This window comes from Lysinibacillus sp. NPDC056220, assembly GCF_049315265.1.
GTDB classification, from domain to species: Bacteria; Bacillota; Bacilli; order Bacillales_A; family Planococcaceae; genus Lysinibacillus; species Lysinibacillus pinottii.
This window is the reverse complement of the sequence record NZ_JBMOXD010000003.1, coordinates 476,231-498,541: the sequence shown is the minus strand read 5'-3', so window position 1 is coordinate 498,541 and position 22,311 is coordinate 476,231. Positions and strand designations below refer to the sequence as shown.

At 38.4% G+C, this 22,311-nt stretch carries 21 protein-coding genes and 1 CRISPR repeat array; of the genes, 18 read left to right on the top strand and 3 right to left on the bottom strand.

What is annotated here, in order from left to right:
* Positions 1-684 (top strand): response regulator transcription factor, encoded by a 684-nt coding sequence (locus tag ACOZBY_RS12645; RefSeq protein WP_012294098.1) that lies wholly within the window; start codon positions 1-3, stop codon positions 682-684.
* Entirely contained in the window at positions 668-1,657 is a 990-nt protein-coding gene (locus tag ACOZBY_RS12640; RefSeq protein ID WP_422762433.1) for a sensor histidine kinase, read from the top strand. The genes ACOZBY_RS12645 and ACOZBY_RS12640 overlap by 17 nt, the downstream gene beginning before the upstream one ends.
* Before the next feature lie 35 nt (positions 1,658-1,692).
* On the opposite strand, the gene ACOZBY_RS12635 is transcribed toward ACOZBY_RS12640, so the two are convergent.
* Together ACOZBY_RS12635 and ACOZBY_RS12630 are read right to left on the bottom strand one after the other, a co-directional pair.
* The gene (locus ACOZBY_RS12635) at positions 1,693-2,562 is read right to left on the bottom strand and encodes a DMT family transporter (RefSeq protein WP_012294100.1); all 870 of its coding nucleotides are present in this window, start codon (positions 2,560-2,562) and stop codon (positions 1,693-1,695) included.
* 122 nt (positions 2,563-2,684) lie between these two features.
* Positions 2,685-3,542 carry a LysR family transcriptional regulator gene (locus ACOZBY_RS12630; RefSeq protein ID WP_036215761.1) on the bottom strand — a complete coding sequence of 286 codons (858 nt, stop codon included), beginning with the start codon at positions 3,540-3,542 and terminating at the stop codon, positions 2,685-2,687.
* 141 nt (positions 3,543-3,683) lie between these two features.
* On the opposite strand from ACOZBY_RS12630, the gene ACOZBY_RS12625 reads away from it, so the two are divergent.
* The 7 genes from ACOZBY_RS12625 (at position 3,684) to ACOZBY_RS12595 (ending at position 8,520) form a co-directional block, all read left to right on the top strand.
* The gene (locus tag ACOZBY_RS12625) at positions 3,684-4,892 is read left to right on the top strand and encodes an MFS transporter (RefSeq protein ID WP_099805225.1); all 1,209 of its coding nucleotides are present in this window, start codon (positions 3,684-3,686) and stop codon (positions 4,890-4,892) included.
* Between the two features lie 29 nt (positions 4,893-4,921).
* Positions 4,922-5,305: an SRPBCC family protein gene (locus ACOZBY_RS12620; RefSeq protein WP_422762432.1), complete on the top strand. Its 384-nt coding sequence runs from the start codon at positions 4,922-4,924 to the stop codon at positions 5,303-5,305.
* 109 nt (positions 5,306-5,414) lie between these two features.
* Positions 5,415-6,131: a toast rack family protein gene (locus ACOZBY_RS12615; RefSeq protein WP_036161404.1), complete on the top strand. Its 717-nt coding sequence runs from the start codon at positions 5,415-5,417 to the stop codon at positions 6,129-6,131.
* A 199-nt stretch (positions 6,132-6,330) separates the two neighbouring features.
* Positions 6,331-6,855 (top strand): tubby C-terminal domain-like protein, encoded by a 525-nt coding sequence (locus ACOZBY_RS12610; protein WP_422762431.1) that lies wholly within the window; start codon positions 6,331-6,333, stop codon positions 6,853-6,855.
* A 113-nt stretch (positions 6,856-6,968) separates the two neighbouring features.
* Positions 6,969-7,724: an alpha/beta hydrolase gene (locus tag ACOZBY_RS12605; protein ID WP_206700880.1), complete on the top strand. Its 756-nt coding sequence runs from the start codon at positions 6,969-6,971 to the stop codon at positions 7,722-7,724.
* A gap of 304 nt (positions 7,725-8,028) precedes the next feature.
* Complete coding sequence (locus ACOZBY_RS12600) at positions 8,029-8,235, top strand: (4Fe-4S)-binding protein (protein WP_343225176.1); 207 nt, start codon at positions 8,029-8,031, stop codon at positions 8,233-8,235.
* A 15-nt stretch (positions 8,236-8,250) separates the two neighbouring features.
* Positions 8,251-8,520: a GNAT family N-acetyltransferase gene (locus ACOZBY_RS12595; RefSeq protein ID WP_012294109.1), complete on the top strand. Its 270-nt coding sequence runs from the start codon at positions 8,251-8,253 to the stop codon at positions 8,518-8,520.
* A gap of 37 nt (positions 8,521-8,557) precedes the next feature.
* On the opposite strand, the gene ACOZBY_RS12590 is transcribed toward ACOZBY_RS12595, so the two are convergent.
* Positions 8,558-8,710: a hypothetical protein gene (locus ACOZBY_RS12590; protein ID WP_155273022.1), complete on the bottom strand. Its 153-nt coding sequence runs from the start codon at positions 8,708-8,710 to the stop codon at positions 8,558-8,560.
* 240 nt (positions 8,711-8,950) lie between these two features.
* Here ACOZBY_RS12590 and ACOZBY_RS12585 point away from each other — a divergent pair, with 240 nt between their 5' ends.
* From ACOZBY_RS12585 to cas1c, 9 genes are all read left to right on the top strand, one after another.
* Positions 8,951-9,388, top strand: coding sequence for a hypothetical protein (locus ACOZBY_RS12585; RefSeq protein ID WP_012294111.1), 438 nt, complete (start codon positions 8,951-8,953; stop codon positions 9,386-9,388).
* A 160-nt stretch (positions 9,389-9,548) separates the two neighbouring features.
* Positions 9,549-11,231 carry a methyl-accepting chemotaxis protein gene (locus ACOZBY_RS12580; protein WP_012294112.1) on the top strand — a complete coding sequence of 561 codons (1,683 nt, stop codon included), beginning with the start codon at positions 9,549-9,551 and terminating at the stop codon, positions 11,229-11,231.
* A gap of 72 nt (positions 11,232-11,303) precedes the next feature.
* On the top strand, positions 11,304-12,254 hold the full coding sequence (locus ACOZBY_RS12575) for an LPXTG cell wall anchor domain-containing protein (RefSeq protein ID WP_422762430.1): 951 nt from the start codon (positions 11,304-11,306) through the stop codon (positions 12,252-12,254).
* 246 nt (positions 12,255-12,500) lie between these two features.
* A CRISPR array of direct repeats spans positions 12,501-14,331; the repeat unit is 33 nt; unit sequence GTCACTCTCTGTATGGAGAGTGTGGATTGAAAT.
* A gap of 211 nt (positions 14,332-14,542) precedes the next feature.
* Positions 14,543-16,981, top strand: coding sequence for a CRISPR-associated helicase Cas3' (gene cas3, locus ACOZBY_RS12570; RefSeq protein WP_422762429.1), 2,439 nt, complete (start codon positions 14,543-14,545; stop codon positions 16,979-16,981).
* Between the two features lie 174 nt (positions 16,982-17,155).
* Entirely contained in the window at positions 17,156-17,872 is a 717-nt protein-coding gene (cas5c, locus tag ACOZBY_RS12565; RefSeq protein ID WP_036215766.1) for a type I-C CRISPR-associated protein Cas5c, read from the top strand.
* Positions 17,869-19,782, top strand: a complete 1,914-nt coding sequence (cas8c, locus tag ACOZBY_RS12560) for a type I-C CRISPR-associated protein Cas8c/Csd1 (protein ID WP_422762428.1) — start codon at positions 17,869-17,871, stop codon at positions 19,780-19,782. The genes cas5c and cas8c overlap by 4 nt, the downstream gene beginning before the upstream one ends.
* A 13-nt stretch (positions 19,783-19,795) precedes the next feature.
* Complete coding sequence (gene cas7c / locus ACOZBY_RS12555) at positions 19,796-20,632, top strand: type I-C CRISPR-associated protein Cas7/Csd2 (RefSeq protein ID WP_422762427.1); 837 nt, start codon at positions 19,796-19,798, stop codon at positions 20,630-20,632.
* Positions 20,622-21,272, top strand: a complete 651-nt coding sequence (cas4, locus tag ACOZBY_RS12550; RefSeq protein ID WP_422762518.1) for a CRISPR-associated protein Cas4 — start codon at positions 20,622-20,624, stop codon at positions 21,270-21,272. Before cas7c ends, cas4 begins: the two co-directional genes overlap by 11 nt.
* A complete protein-coding gene (gene cas1c / locus ACOZBY_RS12545; protein WP_036215776.1) occupies positions 21,272-22,303 on the top strand; it encodes a type I-C CRISPR-associated endonuclease Cas1c in 1,032 nt (343 codons plus the stop codon). The genes cas4 and cas1c overlap by 1 nt, the downstream gene beginning before the upstream one ends.
* The last annotated feature ends 8 nt before the right edge of the window (positions 22,304-22,311 follow it).

The window sequence follows — 22,311 nt, the reverse complement described above, 5'->3', positions numbered from 1 at the left end:
ATGAAAGGATTTCGAATTTTAATTGTAGAAGATGATCACATGATTGGTGATTTACTTCAAAAAATAATGCAACGTGAAGGCTATGAGGCCGTGTGGAAAACAGATGGCAGAGATGTAATGAGGCTCATTCATGATGTAGATTTAGTCATTATGGACATTATGCTACCAGGAGAGGATGGCTACCAATTAAGCAGAAATATTAAACAACTAGGCTTAAATATTCCTATCATTTTTCTATCGGCACGTAGTGATATTGAAAGCAAACTAGAAGGTTTAACCGTTGGTGAAGATTATTTGACAAAGCCGTTTGATCCAAGGGAGCTATTATTGAGAATCCAAAAAATGCTAGTGCAACAATATGGAACGTTTACACAAATACAGCATTTACTCATTGACGGAGAGCATCGAAAAGTATTTCATCAACATCTTCAAAACGAAATTTCATTAACGGCAATAGAACGAAAAATTTTCTTTTATTTATTTGATAACCGTGACAGAGTTTTAACAAAGGAACACTTTTTTGATTATTTATGGCCGTTGGATGATCGTAATCATAATATTCTTAATGTCTACATAAAAAAGATTCGGACAAAGTTGGATGATTCAACAGGCATGATTGTACAAAATATATATGGAGAAGGGTATCGTCTAAATACCCATTTAAGAAATGACGTTAAAAACTAAATATAGAACCCTTTTATTTGTAGCAATTGGGAGTGTGCCCGTCGTTTTATTAGGTATTAGTGTGTTTATGTCCATACTTTATAACAAGGCTTTTAAAACGAAAAATAATGGCATCCCATTCCATGAATCCTTTGCATATCCTGTTATGCTTCTTGCATTTGTACTGTCTTTAGGGATTCTTGCCTTACTATTTTCCACATCCATTCATTCATTATTAGCTAGAATTACCATGCTCAATCAAACAATCCGGGAACTCGCGAGTAATGAACGGATACCCGATACGTTAACGGTAAGCAGTGAGGATGAATTAGGGCAGTTAATTCATTCTGTCAATCTTTTAATTGAGCGCACGACTTATCGGGAATTAGAGTTAGCACAACAGCAGGAGCTCCAAAAAGAGCTACTCCAAAAATTGAGACATGACATCCATACCCCTTTGACAGCGATTCGTTTGCAATTGTTTTATTTAGAAGATCAACTACAAGAGCAGCCAAAACTGGTGGAATCGTTAAATGAACAAATTCAGTATATCGCGAATTTAACGAATGAATTGCCATACCAGTCTTTTGATACGAGCGAAAATTCCTTTGTCGTTCAGGAAGAAGTTCGGCCAGCTTTACTATTGGAGATTATGATTAGGAAATGGAGTTATTTATACAGCATGCAAAATATTGCTCTTCATTTTTATCCAAAGGATGCAGAGGCAATCTGGACAAGTAATGAACTATGGTTACAACGTTTATTTGATAATGTCTTCCAAAATACGTTAAAGCATGCCCAAGCAACCAAACTTGTGGTGACGATTAAAGGAGGCGAAGTATGGATGTCTGATGATGGCATCGGCTTCCATTCTGACGTCGAACAGAGCGGACTTGGAATGAAAATTATCCAAGATATTGCTAGAACCTTGAACATTGTAGTCTCTTTACAATCCACCGAGGAGGGTACGACCTTTCGCTTTACTCCGTCATAAAAAAACAACGGACATCATGTGCCGTTGTTTTTCTATTATGCCGACTTTCGTTGTTGGAGTAAAAAGAGGGCAAGTCCTAGTAAAATGACGAATATGCCAATCCCTTGTTGCACGGAAATCATTTCATCTAAAATAAAATAAGCTAAAATACATGTGCCAATAGTTTCTCCTAAAATACTCATAGAGATGACTGTTGTACTTAGCCATTTCAATAGCCAATTAAATACCGTTTGCCCAAAAATCGTTGCAATTACAGCCAGTCCTAATAGGGACCACCATGTGGATGCGGGGTAGTCGAAAAACGGTTCCTGCATAAAGAGCGCATAAATGGCTAAAAAGATTGAGCTACTGCCATATCCGATAATCGAATAGGTGATAAGTGATAAATCCTTCCGTACAGATTGCCCGATGAAAAAGTAGGCTGTAATAATGCCAGCCGCAATAAAAGCTAGAATATCGCCATAAAGAGCTTGTCCACTAATTTGAAAATCCTGCCAGCCGATAATGAAACAGCCAATGATCGCTACCAAACAGCCAACAATAGCGCCTTTTGAAAAACGCTCTTTAAATAAAAAATAGCTACCTATTAAAGAGAATAATGGCTGTAACGTGACAATAACTGTGGAACTGGCCACTGATGTGTAGTTTAAGGATTCGAACCATAAAACATAATGACAGGACAAAAATAGACCTGATAGAATGCCCAGTCCCCACTGTTTTTTAGACAGGTTAACTAGTTCTTGTCGTAGCCCCTTTTGAGCTACTAAAAAGGGAAGGAGTACAAGCATCGCAAAAAATAGTCGATAAAAAGCCGTAATAGCCGGCGGGGCATCAGCAAGCTTCACAAAAATAGCTGATGTAGATAAAGCAAATACTGCTAAAAACAATGAGATGTAATAAAACATGATGTACTCCTATGTATTTACAAGATTAATAATATCAAACCTATTATAGTGCAGTCTGCTTGAATAATATAGGCTTTTTAAAATATTCGCATAAACAGCAATTTGAGCTATCGATTACTTAGTTACTTCTTTTCAAGCAAGGATTCTACGACCTGCTTTAATTGCAGTATAGAAGAATGCTTATGGTTTTCCTTTTTATAAATGAAGACAGTCTCAATGACCTTGTTAAGTGTCTCCATTTCATAAAAGTGCAGGTCCGGACATGGATAGAGTGCTAGTAACCTCGTATTTAACACGGCCAATGTATGCTCGATTTCTAGAAAATCAAGAATACTACTTACGGATTTAATTTCCTTCATCGTAAAAGGGACTTCTTTGTGAGTAAGCCATTCAGCTAATGCCTTCGAATACATACAGCCTTTACTTAAGACTAGGAGTGTCACAGGCGTTTGCTGGTCAAAATCGATGACATGTGAAGGACTCGAAATGACTTCGAAGGTTTCTGTTGTCATTAAATCATAGTGTAAATCAGCATAATGCTTCAATGGATTACTCGTTAATGCACAGTCTAGCTCCGCCTGATGTACTTTGTGATTTAACGATGTACTCGATTCCACCAAGAAATCCACATCAATAGGACTATGACTGGTTTGTAGCGCATTCATGATGGACGCACCATATAATTTAATCGTCGTATGGGAGGTTCCAAATTGAATATGTGCTTGCGTAAAGCCAACCGTTTGTAAAAATTCATCATATTGTTGGGCCACCTGCTTTAAAAAGTGTAAATAGTGGTCACCGACGTCTGTTAGCTTTAAGCCTTGAGGTGTTCGTTTAAAGATTTCCTGTCCAATTTCACTTTCCATCTTCTTTACCTTCGAGGTTAGAGCCGATTGTGTATAGTTGGTGATTTCAGCAGACTTACTTAAATTTTGCCTTTCTAATAGCTCAATTTTGATGGCAATGTCGTCAATGTTCATGTTATTTGTCACACACCTATTAAATTTTTTGATAGCCGCTATCATTTTCCTCCATTTTACGAATGCTAGCTGTCAACGTAAACTCAAGATATCTAAATGATACTGCACAAATAAAGCGGTATATAGCTATGGAGGATTTACATGCATACCTATTACAAATGGATCATTTTACTGGTGGCTACGCTTTCGCAAACGGCTTCAACCTTTGTCACATACGGGATGGGGCCCGTCGCCGCCTTTTATCAAATGGAATGGCACTTAACGTCATTCCAAACAGGATTAATTGTTTCTGCCGTGAATATTGGACCGATTTTCTCGATGCTTTTCTTTGGCTATCTCATGGATAAAAAAGGAGAAAAACGGCTGATTGGATGGGGCTCTATTTTACTGGGCCTCTGTACGTTCCTCTTAATTCCTGTGAATCATTATACGACATTGCTAGTCGTATTAATAGTTGTTGGTTTTTGGTACGGTAGTGCCCAAACAGGAGGTAGTACAGCCATCGTAAAATGGTTTCCTAACGAGCATCGAGGTTTAGCGATTGGAATTCGCCAAACGGGAATTCCCATCGGAGGGGCTCTCGCTTCCTTCATACTTACCTATTTATATCATCACATCCATCTGACAGCTGTGCATGGGGCACAAGGTTTCGTAGCAATCGGTGGCGGTTTATTATTTTTATTGATGTATCAGGAGCCAAAACAGCATAAATCTTCTGTAGCAACACCGATACCGTTTAAAGAAAAGATGAAGGCTATTAAAGACAATCGAGCACTCTATCCCATTTTTTTTGTGGGCATTGTGATGATGTCCTTACAGATGATCCTCATCGCCCATTTGATGAGTTATTTACATCAGGAGGGTGGCTATTCATTAACAGCAGCAGGGAAGTATTTGAGTTTGGTCTTGCTTGGAGGAATGGTAGGAAGAATTGCTCTTGCTTGGCTGAGTGACCGATACTTTGCTCAGAAGCGCGAGCACTTACTAATCATCGTTATGCTTGCCACATTTGTAATGGTCGCTTGTATGCCTGTTGTTTTACATGCTAAGAGCTTAATGATTTTATTTTGCGGTGTAATGGGCTTTTTCGCCCTTGGCTGGTATTCCTTATATATAGCGAGTGTAACGGAGCAGTCCGATCCTCAATCTGTGGGGCTTACTGTGAGTGCCGCTTTAACGATCAATCAATTCTTTATTGTTTTGGCTCCGTCTATCTACGGTTTACTCGTTTCCATATTTTCAAGTCATCAGATGGCATTGGATATAGTAGCTATGATGGTTATTGTGGGAGCGTTTTATTTATCGAGAACAACCAATAGTAGCCTCTCATCACAAAGTTCGGTAAAATAATGGAAAAATAGGAAATGGGTGTGTTGCGGATGTGTAGCTCAATTTGGATTCATGCAGCAATAGAAAATGTATGGCAAGCAGTAACCGAGGAGCAATACCTCTCTCAATGGTATGCGCCAGGCTCTACTTGGAACATCCCTAAACTAGCTGCAGGAGAAAAGATGATCTTTACTTTAATGCCTAATGACCATAATCAGCTAGCAGATCCATTGCCAATGCAGTTAACGATTCAGCAGGTCAAAAAACAGGAGATTTTTTCATTTTACTTGGAAGTTCCAGAAACGGTCATCGCGATATCGTTAGCAGTAAAGGACAATGGCACAACAGTTAGCTTCAATATGCAGGGCTATGATGCGCCTCTTGCTAATCTAAAAGCATTGCTAGAGGGTGGTGATTTTCCGCACTTATCGTAACGACTACGTCTCAGGTCTTAGATGAATTTCAAGCGCAAGGTCGTATTTTATATGTTCCACTCCTATATAATGAAATTATTGGTAGAATATATAGCGGGAGGAAATTAAATTGAAGAAATTAGTTGGGTTAGGTGTCGTATTGGGCACATCAGTTTTCGTCTTATCAGGGTGCTTTTCGTTTTTGCCGAGCAAAATGCAAGAAGAAACCATTTTAGTAGAAAAGGATAAAGCCAAGACATTAGAGGTAGCTATTGATTTAGGTGTCGGCGAAATGAATCTAACTGGTGGCGCCAAGGAGTGGGTTGAGGGCAAAGCGGACTATAATATTAAGAAGCTAGCCCCTCAAGTTAATTATGATGTAAGTGGCGATACAGGGGAAGTAGAAATAAAACATAAAGGCTCGACGAAGCTAGGCATCTCCAATATTAAAAATACTTGGGACATCCAATTAAATGACGATATCCCGATGGATTTGACGGTAGAAACTGGGGCTTCCTTAGCCAATCTTGATTTACAGGGACTGCAGCTAGAAAAACTAGATATTGAAGCGGGTGTCGGTGATCTCACTGTCAATTTAGGTGGCGATTGGAAAAAAAGCTTTAATGCAAGTATTGAAACTGGGGTAGGTCAAACGACAGTCATTGTCCCTTCAAAGGTTGGTGTCAAATTAACAACAGAAAAGGGCATAGGTTCATCCAATATTGAGGGTCTCATTTCGAAGGGCAAAGGTGTCTATGTCAATGAAGCATATGATAAGGCGGATGTTGTACTGGAAATCAAATCAGAAATAGGCTTAGGAGATATTACGTTTAAATTAGATAAATAAAGAAAATGCAGTAGACTACTAGTAAAGCGGTAGTCTACTTTTGTATGTTATAAGATGATGCTAAGCATTGAACAGGAAGCATTTGAACTTGAGAAAGGTAAATGTATGATACTGCACAATCTGACGCTTACATTCTTTGAATTGGGTGCTTGTTTTATGTTAGTTTTAAGGAAGCAATTGTTTTGAAGGAGCGAGTCGATTGAAAACCTATACATATAAACAGCCAATGGAAATTGATTCTACAGAGGTGGTATCGATTTTAAATGAATCAGGAGAGACATCATCAACGGTTCAACGTGTTTATTCTAATGCTCTAAAAAAAGTATTTGATAAGACGATGGACTTCCGTTATTTTGTACGTTTTGACGTCCAAGATCATACTGGTCAGCCACTATTTAGTTGTAAAAAGGTATCTCGACGTGGTCGTGTACATTTCCGAGGCAAGGATTTTGTGACGGGGAAGGACTATATGATTGCCTATGACGGTTGGCAAATAATGATTCCTGATTTAGTTATTACAGATGGAGAGCAGCAAATTAAGCTCAGTAAAGAAATGGAAGACTGGTCGATCTTTACATGGAATGAGGAGCCGATCGCACGTTGGCAAGCGACTTTCTGCGAAACCCATTTTGACATTACACTTCAAATTGAAGATAACAGTCCTATTCAGCATGAAGCCTTTTTTATTGCCATTGGACAGGCTGTATTATTTGTGGGAGCCTAACATTATGCTTATTCGGCATGATAAAATAGGGCACGCCAAGATTAGTGGCATATGTCATTCCATTATGCTATAAATACAACAAGAAGGTAGCCTTAAAGAGGCTACCTTCTATTATGATGAACGTGAAGAAAGGTTCTGATGTTGTGCTTACTATTTTACCGGCTAAAGAAATATACTTGAAAGGAAATGAACACGCGGTATTACTTTTACATTCCTTCACAAGCCATACAAGAGATATGAAGAAAGTGGCGACGAAGCTACACGAAAAGGGCTATACATGTTATGTACCTCTATACAGAGGACACGGCCAGAAGCCAGAACTGTTAGTACAGTACGAAGTTGAGGACTGGTGGCAGGATGTGTTGAAAGCGCACCAATTTTTGCTGGATGAAGGCTATCAAACAATTTCCGTTATCGGCTTATCCATCGGTGGTATATTTACATTGAAACTTGCACAATTAAAAAAGCTACAGCAAATCATTGTCTTATCGGTACCGATTAATAAGGAGCCAGCACAACTAAAACAAAGAATCATTGACTATGCTTATAATTATAAACATATCGAGGGTAAATCAGCGTCTCAAGTTACAGATGAGATGAAGCCGTTTAGTGATATGCCATTGGACGCGATGATTGCATTTCAGCATTTTATTATAGAAACGATGCAGCAGCTTGAGAAAATCACGATTCCAATTGCTATTTTCTACGGCAAAAGAGACGAGGACTTATACGCGTATAGTGCTGACACAATCTATCAGCGTGTTCATTCTGCTAGGAAACACAAAAGGGGCTTTGAAAACTCCAAGCATTTAATGACTTTAGGTCGTGAGCAGGATGAAATCCTTCAGGAAATCATGAGTTTTTTATAGTGAAGAGCTTACTGGTAGGGAGATTGACGACCAATAGTAAATTATGTTATCATTATCTCGAATTAGAGATAAGTTAATTCGAGATATATAAATTCGTAACATATCTCAAGACAAACACAAGAATGTTTTCGCGATTTGACAAGCCCTAATTTAAAAATTGAAGAAAGATTAACACCAATTGAATAATAAACATTTTAGATGTAGGTCTAGCTGTATATATCGCTAAAGAAAAATATACTATTTGATGGATTATTAGACCATCATTTGGGGTAATGAAAAAAGAAAAATGAGGGGTGTGTTAGGTATGGGTTACCGTGAGTATAGAGGAGAAGAGATAACAGTTTTTTTCGATAAAGACATGTGTCAGCATGCAGCTGAATGTGTAAAGGGCTTGCCAGAGGTGTTTAATGTTAAAGCAAAGCCTTGGATCGCACCGGATCAAGCAGCTGTCAAAAATGTAGTAGAAGTTATCAATCGATGTCCAAGTGGCGCATTAAAATATAAAAGATAAAAGGAGCATCATACCATGGAAATTAAACAGGGTCACCAATCATTTTATATCGGAAACGAGGATAATAGTGAAGCAGAGGTGCATTTTGTACGTGTAGGAGATAGTCGAATCATTCTCGACCATACACATGTAGCCGAACATCTAAGGGGCCAAAATGTTGGACAGCAATTGGTCAAAGCAGCTGTTGAATATGCGAAAAAAGAAAAACTACAAGTTATCCCATTATGTCCGTTCGCAAAAGCAGAGTTCGAAAAGCATCCAGAATATCAAGAACTAGTAGGCTAAATCAAATCGTCGCACCCCAAAACTTAGGGGTGCGTTTTTATTTTTCTCTTTCCAACTTAATTTTTTCAAGTTCCACTTCGAGCTCCTTTAGCTTGATGATGGACTCTTGCTTAATCTGATAAACCTTAATTAAACTAACAATCCCCATCAATAAAATAAACATCAGCATTAAAAATTGAAGATTTGACAAATCCTCACCTCACTTTTATTTCAATTATACACAATAAATACAATAATTTCCTGTTTCGCTAAATGATGAGTAATACAAAAACAAGAAACCAATTTAGTTTTCGATAATTATTTTACTAATTAATAGTAGGACTGCTAAAAATACTCTTTTCTTCTCACGAAACAAAGTAAGTATGCTGGGAGGAGTATGACTATTCGAAATAGAAGGTCTATAGAGTGACAAACATGAAGGAGTGATTGGATGCGATTAACGAAAGGAATTACCGGCTTTGATGCCGACCATTTAATCGAACAGGATATGCGCATGTTTCAATCGATGGTATATCATTTAGCAACAAGTGAACAGCGAGCGAAAGTACGACATTTTATCGATCAACCGCATTTTGTCTATATGCAAGCAGTAGTGGAATTAGATGGAAAGACGCTGACCATTCTTCACCATCGGTGGATGCCATATATTGCTTTTGCAAATTCGGATAAAGAACTTAGCTTTACCTTTTTATCGAGGCCTCAGCTTCACAAATATTTTCCTATGCGAAAATGTTTGGAAGCGGTAACGCTGAATACTTTACTGGAAAAGGACCGAGCCTTGCATAGTTTATCTCCTATGGAATGGAAGAACATTGCCTACTTCAAAAGTCAAACTATTGGAGATGTAATGTTTCATGCTTGGGATTGATTAGGACAAATTACTCATGTCGAAAGATGCTATAAAATACACAAAAAAGACTAAGTTATTTCTGGAAATATAGCAAAAATTCCTAAAGTCACCAATCTTTCTGTTAAAATGGTAGATTACTTTTTATGGAATAGATTCGGAAAATAAGGAGTTTTTGCACATGTCATTCAAAACAATTAGTAGAAGAATTGTTTTTTCCTTTAGCATTGTCATTACAATAATGGCGTTATATATCGTGTACAATTATTTTGCCATTCAGCAAAGTAACAATGCGACAGAACAAATGGTTTCGCAAGAATTACAATTATTGACTATAGATTACGAGCAAGCGCAAACCATTGATTTAAGAATAGCTGCGGCTAGAGGCTATATATTGTCTGGCAATGAAAAGTATAAAACTATTTTTCAAGATAATGTAGCGCGCGCGGCGAGTAATGAAAAACAGCGATTAGCCTTAACAAGCTCTGAAGATTTCAGCAAACTTGCAGAAATGGCGAAGGAATGGAATCGCTATATTGAACAACAAGTATTTGCTATTTATGACCAGGGCAACGCAAAGCTCGCTATCCAAAACATGACGAAAATGGATGTAACAGCAACGACCATTCGTGAAGGCTATGAAGATCTAGCCAAACAACGCAAGCAAGCTATTAATGAGGTAGGAGCCGACGTGATGGTTGCCGGCCAAAATAAGCAGCTAATTGGCATCGTCGTAGGTATACTCATCTTTGTCATTGCAATTATTGTTGAGTTACTGAGTGCTCGTGGTATATCAAGACCCATTATTACATTGACGGAGCGGCTGCAACAAATGACGAATGGCGATTTAAGCGGTCCCCCATTAAAGATTCAATCAAAAGATGAAGTGGGCCAACTCATGGCGGCAACCAATACGATGGCGGATATATTAAATCGCTTATTACAGCATATTCAAACGGTATCAAATGATGTAGCTACCCAGAGTGAGGAGCTATTGCAATCTACAACTGAAGTAAAGACAGGCACCGAGCAAATCGTCAATACGATGACAGAAATTGCAGGTGGAACGGAAGAGCTGGCCAGTCATACGACAGCTATTGCTACCTCCATGAACGATTTTGCTGGAAAAGTAACTGCCGTTCATCAAAGCAATAAAGACGTCCAGCACTATTCTCAGGATGTCAAAGCTTTAGCAAAAGAAGGACGTGATTTAATGTCCTCCTCTACGAAGCAGATGGGAGCAATTCAACGTATTGTGAAGGATGCGGTAGACCAGGTTGATGGATTAAGCAAGCAAACACAAGAAATTTCTAAGCTTGTCACTGTCATTCAATCCATTGCCTCACAAACGAATTTACTAGCATTGAATGCAGCGATTGAAGCAGCCCGAGCGGGAGAACAAGGAAAAGGGTTTGCTGTAGTTGCCGATGAGGTACGAAAGTTGGCTGAGCAAGTGTCATTTTCTGTAGGAGATATAACGAATATTGTGCGAAACATTCAGGATGATTCCAATAGAGTGACCGCTTCTCTTGAACAAGGCTATGGCGAAGTAGAGAAAGGGACAAGGCAAATTACGACTACTAATGCAACGTTTCATCATATTGCTGACGCAATAGAGGCCATTGCTACAAATATTGAACAAACGTCCTCCGAGCTAGATGATGTCGTTCACAATACTGACACGATTAATAAATCCGTAGACGAAATGGCTGCTATTTCTGAACAGTCAGCGGCAGGCATACAGGAAACATCAGCCACCATCGAACAGGCCGCTAGCTCTATGGAGGAAATTAAACATAGTTCCGAGTATTTAGCAGAGATGGCCGAGCAATTAAATAGTCTAATACGACGATTTAAACTGTAACGATATGTCCCTTAATTTCAAACTTCCATCACATTTACGCTGTATACTAATGTATTGGAAGGTGGAATCATTTTGAGAAAATATTTACTTTTATTACTAATGAGTACTTTATTCATGGCACCTGCTGCCTACGCCCATACGATGGATAAAAGTACACTATTTACGGATGTCCCTGAAACAACCTCAACTATTCAGGACATTATGGTGTTACATAGTATTGGGCTCCTTGGGTATAATGGCAAAGATATGGCCTTAAACCCAACTGACAACTTATCACGCAAAGATTTTGCAAGCTGGGTAGGTGGCTTCTTTGGACTTGAAGGAGCAACAGTGGATGAATTAGCACAAGCAGCACAAAAAGAAGAATACATTTCTTCCTTGGAGGGCGACCTTACATACAAGGAAATAAATACAGCACTTTTTCATCATAAACTCGAATTAGAGAACCCCGATGCAACGATGACGAAGGAGGAGTATATTGCCTTCTTAATGGAACATCTGGACTATGATATGGGCGGCCACACGCTTCTTCAAATGGGTGGTTTTGCTGAAGGTCCAACTGGCACTATTGAAGATATCGTGTCAGGTGATGAAACTGGCATCATCATCAACGGTAAAACATATATGCTGTCAGGCCACCCTCGCATTTTTGCGGAATCAACTGATGCTAAAAGCTGGGTAGGTCAACAGCTAGAACGTTCTATTTTTACAACAGCTGGCGATCATCATCATGGTCATGATGGCGATCAAGAAGAAGGACATGGGGATCATGCAGAAGGACATGGTGATAGTCATGAACACGAAGCATCAGCCTCGGATGAAGCGACGCTACAATATGTGCAAATTAGCACTGCACAAGTGGCAAAAGAGGACGCCAAAGAAGTACAGTCATCGAATGCAACAACAAAAGAACAACAAACAGCAGCAACAGATGACACAACATCCAACACAGTATGGATGATTGCCATCCTAATTGTCCTAGCAGCTATTTTCGCGCTTGTTTTCGTGAAGAGAAAAAAATAAAGCAACTTATAGGAACCAGCAATAATCGAGTAACTTCGGTGATTGCTGGTTTTTTTAAAAGGAAATGATTGCTATAATAAAGTAAAGTGCGAATAGTAAGCGAACATGATTTCATAGCATGATTCGCACCAGTAATATTGAAGAAATTGCTAGTTAGATAGATAAGTATGGGTTATTAATACCTGTTTTTTTATTTATAAATATTAATATATAGGATATTTTGTTGAGAATCTATTTAATTTAGCTGTCACTCTCTGTATGGAGAGTGTGGATTGAAATGAAAGGCGCTTATGACGTCGCGTAATCGCTATCGTCACTCTCTGTATGGAGAGTGTGGATTGAAATTCAATCAACACGACAAAACTTTCAAACGTTACCGTCACTCTCTGTATGGAGAGTGTGGATTGAAATAACAGGAAAACCAACTAACGCGTGAGGTATTATCGTCACTCTCTGTATGGAGAGTGTGGATTGAAATAAATTCGTGACTTACGATATTTTAAAGAACGCTTAGTCACTCTCTGTATGGAGAGTGTGGATTGAAATCCCTGGCTAGATCCAGGAATGACATAGGTACTCTGTCACTCTCTGTATGGAGAGTGTGGATTGAAATGTTTCAGTGAAGGATATTAAACAAAATAGTGCGAGTCACTCTCTGTATGGAGAGTGTGGATTGAAATCGTTATTATGTTGCTGAACCGACTCCAGCCCAAGTCACTCTCTGTATGGAGAGTGTGGATTGAAATATTTAGGACCACAATGCTGTTATTAGCGATTTGTCACTCTCTGTATGGAGAGTGTGGATTGAAATCGTCTGCAAACGGTCCGTTGGGTACGTCCGATAGTCACTCTCTGTATGGAGAGTGTGGATTGAAATTCATGCTCTTTCATTAGTAATAAGTCTCCAACTTGTCACTCTCTGTATGGAGAGTGTGGATTGAAATGATATTGCGATATTAGAAAACTACGGAATCAAAGGTCACTCTCTGTATGGAGAGTGTGGATTGAAATAAAATTGGTAATCTCCTCTATAAATTCGTCTACGTCACTCTCTGTATGGAGAGTGTGGATTGAAATCCTTTAACTATGACTCTCTCTAAATCTTCATCCTGTCACTCTCTGTATGGAGAGTGTGGATTGAAATTGCCCTAGTGATCTTGTTGTTTGGCGTAAATGTGTCACTCTCTGTATGGAGAGTGTGGATTGAAATTACAGAAAAAAATGTACGTGCTGGGGATAGTACTGTCACTCTCTGTATGGAGAGTGTGGATTGAAATAGTTGGTAGTGGTGTAGCTAGTGATGGAGGTAGTGGTCACTCTCTGTATGGAGAGTGTGGATTGAAATAATAACAGAGCCAACCAACACGCCTACGCCTCCTGGTCACTCTCTGTATGGAGAGTGTGGATTGAAATGATTTTATCAATGCATTGGAAGTGAGTCGGAACGTCACTCTCTGTATGGAGAGTGTGGATTGAAATAAAGCCATATTAGCATATCTGAGTACCACATCAGTCACTCTCTGTATGGAGAGTGTGGATTGAAATGTTGGTGAGCTTGCAGCAACCAAAGGGGAAAAAGTCACTCTCTGTATGGAGAGTGTGGATTGAAATAGGGAATCCCGGGGAGTACCCACTTGCATTAGAGTCACTCTCTGTATGGAGAGTGTGGATTGAAATTCCAGCTGGATGTCCTTGCTTATATCTTGCTGTTGTCACTCTCTGTATGGAGAGTGTGGATTGAAATCGAAAATATAACAGCTATGCAGATGCATTTAATGTCACTCTCTGTATGGAGAGTGTGGATTGAAATATTCGTAAATGGTCTAGGTACTGCCGAAGAAGCTGTCACTCTCTGTATGGAGAGTGTGGATTGAAATTGAATTTATGCAATTAGTTGGGAGGTGAGCGAGGTCACTCTCTGTATGGAGAGGGTGGATTGAAATCTCACCATTAACACGAACAATTTCGGCATCTCCAGTCACTCTCTGTATGGAGAGTGTGGATTGAAATAGTGTCATAAATTGAATAATCGCTTCTGTAGATTGTCACTCTCTGTATGGAGAGTGTGGATTGAAATCGAAAAGACGGCTGCCCAAGTACTTCAGATGATTGTCACTCTCTACAGCTATGAATTGAAATTAAATGGTGGGTTTTTTAATCATCAGCATTTCTTATGTATGTAGAAAAAAGATTAACCGTATTTTTTATAGGTACTTAGACATCTGATCTAAGGTTTGGTATAATTGTTTAAATATTACAATTTTATATACGTGAGAAAGGTGGGTTAGATGACTACTTTAGATATTATTGCTCATATTCGATCGAGTGATGGTGCAGAGCAACGGTTGGTGGATCATTTAAAAGAGGTTCAAGTTTTGACAGAAAGAATTGGACAGAAAATTGGTCTTTCACATGTCACTGGCCTTGCAGGAATGTTACATGATATGGGGAAGTTTAGCGAAGCGTTTCAGGAATATATTCGCGAAGCTTTCTCTAATCCCAATAATCCTCCAAAAAGAGGGAGTGTGGATCATTCTACAGCAGGAGGGAAATTTTTACTGGAGCATTTTCATCAAGGTGGGCCAGTAGAACGGATTTTAACGGAATGTGTGGCAAATGCCATTTTTACACATCATGGGCAATTACTCGATATGGTAGACAGTGAGGGGCAATCGCCTTTTGTAAGAAGATGGACGACTGAAAAGGATATTTCATTTTTACAAGTGAAGCAAGACTTTTTACATCATATGTATGACCTTGATTATATGCAAATGTATGTTCATAAAGCGGTTGATGAATTGCAAACTTATCTCAATAATAGACTGAAAAATGCGAAAACTACTAGTGAAGCGGCTGGTATTATGCAAAAGTTAACAAGTTATCTCACAATGTATATATTTAGTGCATTAATTGATGCAGATCGTCGAAACTCACGAGATTTTGAAAAACAGGAAGAGTGTTCTAATGACGATTCATCTGTTCTTTGGTCAATATTTGAACAACATTTAAATAATGAACTGGTTGAAAAACAACGCAAAGCTTTACCAAATGAGATTACCCGTTTACGTGAACATATGTCAGAGACTTGTTTAGAAAAGGCAGCTCTTCCTACAGGTATTTATACTCTTTCTATGCCTACAGGTGGTGGAAAAACATTAGCTAGTCTACGTTTTGCATTAAGACATGCACAGCTTCAACAAAAAGAACGTATTATCTATATCGTGCCTTTTACTACAATCATCGAACAAAATGCTCAAGAAGTGCGTGATGTATTACATGCAGAAGATTATGTTTTGGAGCATCATAGTAATGTTATTGAAGAATCCGAACATCTTGAAGGTTTGACTTTCAAGGAATATCAAGCTGCAAGAAGATTAGATGCCGCTAAGGATGATTGGGATATACCCATTGTTTTTACGACAATGGTGCAATTTTTAGAGACCTTTTATAGTGGAAAATCACGTAGTGCCAGAAGATTACATAATTTAGCGAACAGTATATTAATATTTGATGAGGTACAGGCTGTGCCTACTCATTGTGTGTCTTTATTTAATGAGGCCTTAAATTTTTTAAAAAACACATGTCAAACGACATCGTTACTTTGTACAGCTACCCAGCCAGCACTCCAATATGTACGTCATAATATAAAGATAGATGGAGAACTGATGGACAATTTACCTTCGATTGTAGAAGCTTTTCAACGCACAACCTTAAAGCCTTTGTTAAAAAATGAAGGCTGGTGTACCGATGAATTGTACGATTTTCTTAAAGTAAAACTGACCGTAAATAACAATGTATTAGTCATATTAAATACAAAAAAAGCGGTAAAAGATTTATTTGACCATTTTATTTATGATGATATTGAGGCCATACATTTGAGCACAGGTATGTGTCCTGCACATCGAAAGCAAAAAATAAAGGAGATGCGGGAGAAGCTACGAAAAAAGGAAAAAATTATATGTATTAGTACGCAATTAATTGAAGCAGGCGTCGATATCAGTTTTGATTGTGTGATTCGCTCATTGTCAGGGCTGGATTCCATTGCGCAAGCTGCTGGACGATGCAATCGTCATGGTGAAGTGGCGTTACGAGATGTCTATGTGATTAATCATGCAGAAGAATCTTTAAGTAAACTACCTACTATTGAAAAGGGTGGCGAGTGTGCCAACTATATCATGAAGGATTTACAACATAATTCTACATTATTTGGGGGAAATCTATTATCGACTACGTCCATGATACATTATTTTAAAAACTTCTATAAAGAGTTTGAATCTAAGTTAAATTATCCAATCCCAGCATTACAAACTTCTATTTATGAGCTTTTATTTCGTGTAGATACGGACTGGAATAAAAATTATCTGAAGGGACAAGGTAGACAAAATCCATTAGCAATACTAACGAGCTTTAGAACCGCTTTCTCACACTTTGAAGTGATTGACGCAAAGACACAAGGGATACTTGTACCATATGGGGAGGGGGAAGAACTTATAACCCAGCTTACGAGTGGTGAGTCAATTCCGGATTATCCACTATTTTTGAAGAAAGCTCAGCAGTACAGTGTGAATGTTTTTAAGCATGAGTTTGAAGCTCTAAAGCAAAATAATCAGTTGATAGTTGTACATTTTGGTTCATTAGCGATTTATGCAGCAAAAGATGCGGCTTATGATGAACGGTATGGCATTAGTACGCAGGGAGAAGCACAGCTAACGGATTTTATTGTGTAGGAAGTGAAAAGCAGCTCATTGCTTTTCAGGTAGTGGGCTGCATGGTTAGATAATTCAAAATTATCTAAGTTTTTAGGTGAGTGATTTACTATTTTCCCCCTATAGTAGATCTCCCTTAAAATCTATAAGGTAATTTTTTACAGTATTCATTAAGGAGGTGATAACATGACAAAAATACGCAATCAAATTGAGTTTGAGGTGTATGGTGCTTATGCATTATTTACAGATCCACTCATGAAGCTTGGTGGTGAGAAAATGACGACACAAATTCCTAGTTACCAATCGCTAAAGGGAATCGTCGAATCTATCTATTGGAAGCCATCCATTATCTGGTATATCGATGAAATCCGTGTCATGAATGCGATACGTATGGAATCAAAAGGTGTACGCCCTATTGATATGGCAGGTGGTAATACATTGGCGAATTATAGCTATTTGCGTGATGTACGTTATCAAGTAAAGGCACATTTTGAGTTCAATACTAATCGTTCAGATTTACAACAGGATTTCAATGAATTTAAACATCATAACATTGCTAAGCGTTGTGTCGAAAAGGGGGGGCGTCGTGATGTTTTTCTAGGCACAAGGGAATGTCAGGCATATGTCGAGCCATGTGAATACGGAACTGGAGAAGGGTATTATGATGACTATGATGAAGTACATTTTGGTACGATGGTGCATGGTTTAAATTATCCTGATGAAACAGGACGTAATTTACTGGAAACAAGACTTTGGCAACCTCGAATGATAAAAGGGTATATTACTTTCATTCGCCCAGAAGAGTGTTCACTTATTCGTCCAATCAAAGAAATGCAAGCAAAATCTTTTAAATTAGGTGAATCATTGACAGCGGTGGATGATGAATACGCGGAACTGGAGGTGAATAAATGAGCTATTTACGTGCTTTATATAAAACATATGAGGAACATGAAGCACTAGCAGGAGAGGTTTTTACAAAAGAAACGAAAGACAAGAAAGAAATCGAATATACATTACTGCCCATTTCTCACACAACGCAAACGGCACATATTGAAATGGTGATTACCTTAGATGGGACATTATATGATGCGAAGGTGATCGAAAAAATCAATACGATTTTACCATTTACGGAGAGCTCTGGTAGTCGTGCAGGAAAGAACTATGTGTCGCATATGTTGCAGGATAAGTTGATGTATGTTGCAGGTGATTATGTCACTTACACTCAAGAAAAGGATAAGCGTGATGCCCATTTATTTTATTTAGAGCAGCTTGGTGAATGGTGTACATCCGCTTATAGTCATCCGCATGTACAAGCCATTTATGAATATGTAAAAAAGGGGACGCTTATTCAAGATCTTGTGGAACGCTCAATACTACATGTCACTGAATCCGGGTTATTGCGTTCAAAATGGGATACAAAGCAGGATGGAGATAAACCACCGATATTTCAAATGTTAGCAGGAGCTCAAGAAAGTGCCTTTGTTCGTTTCAATATACATGTGCCTGAGAAAGTCACAGATCCAGTTTGGATAAATAAGGAAATTTATGATGCATATAGCCATTTCTATCAAACAAAATTACAAGATAACGACCTATGCTATGTGACAGGTGAATACAATCCTTTTACTGTTCGCCATCCTAACAAATTAAGAAATTCAGGCGATAAAGCAAAGTTAATTTCAGCAAATGATAGCACAGGTTTTACTTATCGTGGACGATTTAAGGATAGCTTTGAGGCTGCTAATATTAGCTATGATGTCTCACAAAAAGCACATAATGCCTTGAAATGGTTGATTGAACGACAAGGTAAGCAAGTAGACGGTCGTATCTTCCTTGTTTGGGGATCAAAAAATACAGATATACCTGATGTCTCAAATGATTTATCTAATGACGTTTTTCGAGGGCTAAATTCTTTATTAGAGCAACGAGATACAATGCTTATCCAAAGTGAAGATTCTAAAAAAATATTGGCAGACCAGCATAGTCAAATCATTAGCGGTATAAAAAAGAACTTGAATATTCAGGAATACGAGGATGAAAAAGTTTATATTTTAACGCTGGATGCAGCAACACCTGGACGTCTAGCAGTACTATATTATCGAGATTTGGATATTAAAGATTATTTTGAAAGGCTATTAAAATGGCATGAGGATTGTAGTTGGCAACATACAAGGAAAAAGAATGATGAGTGGGTACGATACTTCGGAGCGCCTTCTTTTTACACGATTGCACATGCTGCTTATGGGCCAAGACCAAGTGATAAGGTCGTTAAAGGGGTTATGGAACGGATGTTGCCATGCGTGTTGGATGGGCGAAAAATTCCGATGGATATTGTGCGAAGTGCTATAGTAAGAGCTTCAAATCCACAGTTTTATGATCAATCATGGGAGTGGGAGCAAGCACTTGGTGTCGCCTGTTCTGTTGTGAAAAAACATTACGATGACAAAGATAAGGAGGTTTACAAAGTGGCACTTGATACGAAAAATTCAGATCGTGATTATTTATTTGGTCGTTTACTTGCAGTTGCAGATGTGTTAGAGCGTAATGCATTAGGTAAGGAAGAAAATCGGCCAACAAATGCTTTACGTTACATGAATGCATTTTCTCGCCATCCTGCTAGAACGTGGGATACAATCCAGCGCAATCTACAACCTTACCAAATGAAACTAAGAGAAAAAGGCATTTATTATACTAAGCTTATAGATGAAATTGGTGCTCAAATGGAGATTCAAGACTTCACTGATATACCACTTACTGGGAAATATTTACTTGGTTACTACAGTCAACGACAGGCATTGTATTCGAAAAAAAGAGAAGAATGAGGAGGAATAATCCATGACAACATTAGATCATAAAATTGATTTTGCAGTAGTGTTTTCAGTAAAACATGCTAACCCTAACGGAGATCCATTAAACGGGAATCGACCACGTCAAAATTATGATGGCTTCGGTGAAGTATCAGATGTATGTATAAAGAGGAAATTGCGCAATCGGCTTCAAGATATGGGAGAGGCAATATTTGTCCAATCCGATGATCGTAATAACGATGGTTTTAAAAGTTTAAATGATCGTGCCGATGCTATTCCCGAGTTGAAAAAAATTAAGGCAGACAAAAAGGGAAACGCCGATGTCTATGCTTCGATTGCAAGTCAGACATGGTTTGATGTAAGGGCATTTGGACAAGTCTTTGCTTTTAAAGGCGATTCGCTATCGGTTGGCGTACGTGGACCAGTCTCTATCCATACAGCAATGAGTCTTGCACCAATTGATATTACAAGTATTCAGATTACGAAAAGTGTTAACTCAGTGACAGGTGATAAAAAAGGCTCTGATACAATGGGAATGAAGCACCGAGTAGACTTTGGAATTTACAAATTTTTTGGCAGCATTAATACACAATTAGCGGAAAAAACAGGCTTTACGAATACAGATGCTGAAAAATTAAAAGAAGCACTGATTTCATTATTTGAAAATGATGCCTCTTCTGCCCGACCAGAGGGCTCATTGGAAGTACATAAGGTGATTTGGTGGGAGCATAATTCTAAGCTTGGCCAATACTCATCTGCCAAAGTTCATCGCTCCTTACACGTAGAAGGACAATCATTAAGTGATTTAACAATTTCTGTAGAACCTTTAGAAGGGTTAGAAGTTTATGAGCTGGATGGAAAATGATGATGCTGACTATTTAATGCTGTCAGGTATTCAACATTTTCAATTTTGCCCTAGACAATGGGCGCTGATACACATTGAACAACAGTGGGCTGAAAATGTTTTGACAATTGAGGGTCAGCATGTACATGAAAAAGCAGATCAACCCTTTTTGCGTGAAAAACGTGGAAATAAATTAATTGTGCGAGCGATGCCTATTCGCTCGCATTCTTTAAAAACAAATGGCATATGTGATGTGGTGGAATTCCTCGAACATCCAAATGGTGTACCTATCCAGGGTGAGGATGGCTATTATTTGCCTATACCTATTGAATATAAACGTGGCAAACAAAAGAAAGGACAGGAAGACATTGTCCAACTGGTGGCACAAGTTATTTGTCTAGAGGAAATGTTAGTTTGTGAAATTCCATTTGCCTATTTATTTTACGATGAAATAAAGCGTCGTGTAAAAGTCGAAATTACGAATGAGATGAAGGAAGATGTGAGGTCTATGTTTAAAGAGATGCATCGCTATTTCGAGCGAACGCATACGCCAAAAGTTAAAATTGGTAAACATTGTGTGAGTTGCTCGCTACAAAATTTATGTCTACCAGAGTTAATGACATCAACAACTGTTCGTCGTTATATGGAGAGGTATTTATAATGCGGAAATTATTAAATACGCTATTTATTACAACCCCAAATATTTATCTATCTTTAAAAGGGGAAAATGTGGTCATTACACAGGAAGAAGAGCAATTAGGGAGATTTCCTTTACACAATTTCGAAGCTATCTGTACATTTGGATATGCAGGAGCAAGTCCGAAATTAATGCATGCGTGTGCAGAACGGAATATTAATTTGACTTTTTTATCGAGGTCTGGAAAATTTTTAGCACGGATTGTTGGAGAAAGCAAAGGAAATGTAATCCTTCGGAAAACACAATATCGGTTGTCTGAAAGTGAATTGGAAAGCGCCAAAATTGCTCGTAACTTTATTTTTGCTAAAATTTCTAACCAAAAATGGATAGTAGAGCGTATGGCGCGTGATTATCCGTTGCGATTAGATGTTCCTGTTTTTAAACAGGTTTCTCGCGATTTGACTGCCACAATGAAAGAAGTGTTACAGGCAGAGGATTTAGAGAGGCTACGAGGGTTGGAAGGGCAGGCTGCAACAGCATACTTTAAGCTTTTTAATCAAATGATTCTACAACAAAAAGAGACATTCGTCTTTAAAAATCGTAATCGACGTCCTCCAACAGACCATGTCAATGCTTTATTATCCTTAGCTTATACATTACTTGCTTCAGATGTAGCTTCTGCATTAGAAATGGTAGGATTAGATGCATACGTAGGGTATTTACATCGTGATCGCCCAGGTCGTGCTTCACTTGCACTTGATACAATGGAAGAATTGCGTGGTGTCATGGCCGATCGCTTTGTGTTAAAACTTATTAATAAGAAAATTATGCAGCCAGTCGATTTTGTACAAAAAGAAAATGGTGCTGTCTTACTAACAGAGGAGGGTCGTAAAAAATTCATCAAATCTTGGCAAGAACGAAAGCAAGAAAGCTTAACACATCCCTACTTAAATGAAAAAATAAATTGGGGTCTTGTACCACATACGCAAGCTATACTACTTGCACGATATTTACGAGGTGATTTAGAAGAATATCCACCCTTTCTATGGAAGTGAGGTTTGGT